This window comes from Luteitalea sp. (genome assembly GCF_022842525.1).
Lineage (GTDB): Bacteria > Acidobacteriota > Vicinamibacteria > Vicinamibacterales > Vicinamibacteraceae > Luteitalea.
Map to the genome: position 1 here is coordinate 1 of NZ_JALHPM010000358.1, position 3,107 is coordinate 3,107.

2 protein-coding genes and 1 pseudogene are annotated in these 3,107 nt (G+C 73.0%); 1 reads left to right on the plus strand and 2 read right to left on the minus strand.

Annotated elements, in window-relative coordinates:
- Nucleotides 1–86 precede the first annotated feature (86 nt).
- Nucleotides 87–1,541 carry a sodium:solute symporter gene (locus tag Q0C41_RS30895; protein ID WP_291990810.1) on the minus strand — a complete coding sequence of 485 codons (1,455 nt, stop codon included), beginning with the start codon at nucleotides 1,539–1,541 and terminating at the stop codon, nucleotides 87–89.
- A gap of 18 nt (nucleotides 1,542–1,559) precedes the next feature.
- Nucleotides 1,560–2,705, minus strand: coding sequence for a P1 family peptidase (locus Q0C41_RS30900; protein WP_291990812.1), 1,146 nt, complete (start codon nucleotides 2,703–2,705; stop codon nucleotides 1,560–1,562).
- A 127-nt stretch (nucleotides 2,706–2,832) separates the two neighbouring features.
- Between Q0C41_RS30900 and Q0C41_RS30905 the strand changes: the two are divergent.
- Nucleotides 2,833–3,107, plus strand: a pseudogene (locus tag Q0C41_RS30905) (succinyl-diaminopimelate desuccinylase); the annotation flags it as partial.

Sequence of the window (3,107 nt, forward strand, 5' to 3'; positions counted from 1 at the left end):
GCAGGCGCGCGCGACCGCCTCGCCGATGCCCGACCCCGCCCCCACCACCGCCACGCCGCGTCCACCCAGCCGGAACATGTCGCCCGTCATGCACTCCCCGATCGGTTCAGGTCCGTGTCCCCTCGTCCCACGCGGCCACGCAGTGCGCGGTGCGCCACCGCCGCCACCGCCACCGACGACAGGACGCCCGCAAGGGCCGGGGTGACTCCGCGCACCCCCGCCACGCCAACCGTCAGCTGCAGCGACAGCATCACCAGCATCCCGCCGCCAATTGCCGCCAGCGCCTCGGTGGCTCGGAAGCGCCGCACGAAGAGCCCCGCCAGCACCGGCACGAACAGGCAGACGCCCAGCACGCTGTAAAAGAAGGAGAGCGTCCCGATGATCGTCTCGGCCACCAGCGCCAGCAGCACCCCCAACACCCCGCCGGCGACCGCCGCCCCGCGCGCCACGCGCAGCACCTGGGCGTCGGTCGCCGCCGGCCGCACGAAGCGGCGATACAGGTCCTGCGACAGCGACGTGGCCAGCATGAACAGGATCGCGTCGGCGGTGCTCACCTCGGCGGAGAAGAGCGCCGCCAGCCCCAGCGCCCCCACGGCCACTGGGACATCGTACATCAGCAGCGTGGGGAGGGCCAACTGCTCGCTGGGCAGCCCGGGATGCAGCGCGCGCGTGATGATCCCCGCCAGCATCGGCACGCAGGCGAAGCCCAGCAGGACCACCGCGTTCGCCGCCGTCCCCAGCCGCACCGTGCGGTCGTCGCGCGCGCCAAAGATCTTCTGCAGCAACCCGGGCGAGATGATGAACGCCGGCCCCAGCAGCGCGAGGTACTTCCACCCCGAGGCGCCGTTCTGCCAGAAGTTCCAGAATCCCTCGCCGGGGGGCGGTGCGGTCGCGCTCCCGGCCTCCACCAGCGCCACGACGCCGGACCACCCACCCGCCGTCCCCAGCGCCGCCGGGACCGCCACCGCGAACCCCGCCATCAGCACGGTCAGCTGCAACAAGTTCACCCACGCGCTCGACAGCAGCCCGCCGGCCGTGAAGTAGGCGGTCATGACGACGCCGCCCAGCACGCACCCTGCCCACTTCGGCAGCCCGGCCACGACGGTGAGCAGCGTGGACATCGCGATCAGCTGCCCGGCGAGGATGGCCAGCGTCCCGAACCAGAGCAGGAGCGCCACGATCACGCGCACCGACGTGGAATAGCGCTGCTCCAGATAGTCGCCGACGGTCTTGAGCCCGCGCGACGCGGCCTCGCGCCGCATCCAGGGCCCGACCCAGAAAGCCTGCACCAGCGACCCGATGGCTGCGGCCCCCACCCACCACCAGGCCGCGACCCCGTCCCGATAGCCGAGTCCGGCCGCACCGACGGTGGAGCCCGCCCCCACGTTGGCGGCCAGCAGGGTCGCGAACAGGAGCCCAGGCCCCAGCCCGCGCGACGCGACAAAGAATCCCTCGGTGCTCTGCACCCGGCGCCCGATGTAGGTGCCGACGGCGATCATCAGCGCCGAGTAGCCGAGCAGGAGCGGCAGGTGGTAGGTCACCGGGCGGGTGCCGCCTGCCTAACGCCGCGCCGTGAGGTCCTGCACCGACGGGTAGCCGGGCAGCCCACGTGCCGCCCGGACGGCCCGCACGATCGCCTCGGCCATCACGTCGGCGGCCAGCGCCCCGATCGTCGTGACCTCGGCCGGCTCGGCACGCGCGCCGGTTGCCAGCGAGAAGATCGTGTCGCCGTCACCCATCGTGTGCGCAGGCGAAATGGCCCGCGCCATGCCGTCGTGCGCCATCTGCGCCACTTTCTTCGCCTGCGCCTTGGTCAGCGTCGCGTTGGTCGCCACCACGCCGATCGTCGTGTTCTCCCCCGACCGCGCCGCGGGGCGCGTCGCGCCGCTGCGGATCAGGCGGCGCGCATCGGCGAGCGAGCGGCCATCCTCTCCGCGCACGCCGGCCACCACGGCCCCCGTCGCCGGATCGATGACGTCGCCGACCGCATTGACCACGACGATGGCCGAGATGGTCAACCCATCGGGGAGGGTGATCGACGCGGTCCCGACGCCCCCCTTCATGGCCCGCGCGCCGCCGAACAGCTTGCCGACGGTGGCCCCCGCTCCGGCACCCACACTCCCCTCGGCGACCGCTCCGGGCGTCGCCCCCTGCGACGCACGGTACCCGCAGTCCGCGCTGGGGCGAATCTTCGGATCGCCGACCCCGAGGTCGTAGATCACCGCCGCCGGCACGATGGGGACACGCACCACGCGCATGTCGAAGCCGATGCCCTGCTCCTCGAGGTAGCGCATCACCCCGCCGGCGGCGTCGAGCCCGAACGCGCTCCCCCCGGTCAGCAGGATGCCGTGCACCACCGACACCGTGTTCACCGGGTCGAGCAGGTCGGTCTCGCGGGTTCCCGGCGCGGAGCCGCGCACATCCACGCCGGCCACGGCCCCCGCCGGGACGACGATCACGGTGCAGCCGGTGGGTCGCTCGGTGAGCGTGAAGTGCCCGACCCGGATCCCGGCTACCGCGGTGAGTCCGCCCGCGGTCGACGAGCGCTCGACGAGCGGGGGCGTCTGTGGAGGCGTCTGGGCGCGCGTCGCCCCGGGCGAACAGGCGGTGCACGCCAAGGCCGACGACAGCGCCAGGCGGCGCCACCGTGCGCGCGGTGCCGTTCTCGCACCGTCTGGTTGCGGCTGGGACGTGACGTGAACCATGATGTCTCCAGTCCCCCGCGACCTGTCGTCGCGGGCGGCCGACTGCGTGTATGCGTCGCATGCCCCGGGCAGCGCCCGGTGACGCGGTGGGCGGATCGCCACGGACACACCAATTCGATCGAGCGAGATGGGCAAACCTACCGCACGGGACTCGGTGCTGCGAGCCGTGGAGATGGCCCGGGACGAGATCGTCGCCCTCACGCAGGCGCTCATTCGGATTCCCACGGTCAACCCGCCGGGGGACGTCTATGAGCCCTGCGCGCGGCTACTGGGGGACACGCTGGCGGGGATGGATTTCGAGGTCGCGTACTACACCGCGACCGAACGCCCGGAGCACTCGGCGGCCCACCCCCGCGTCAACGTTGTGGGGCGACGGCGGGGGCGCACCGACCGGCCATGCGT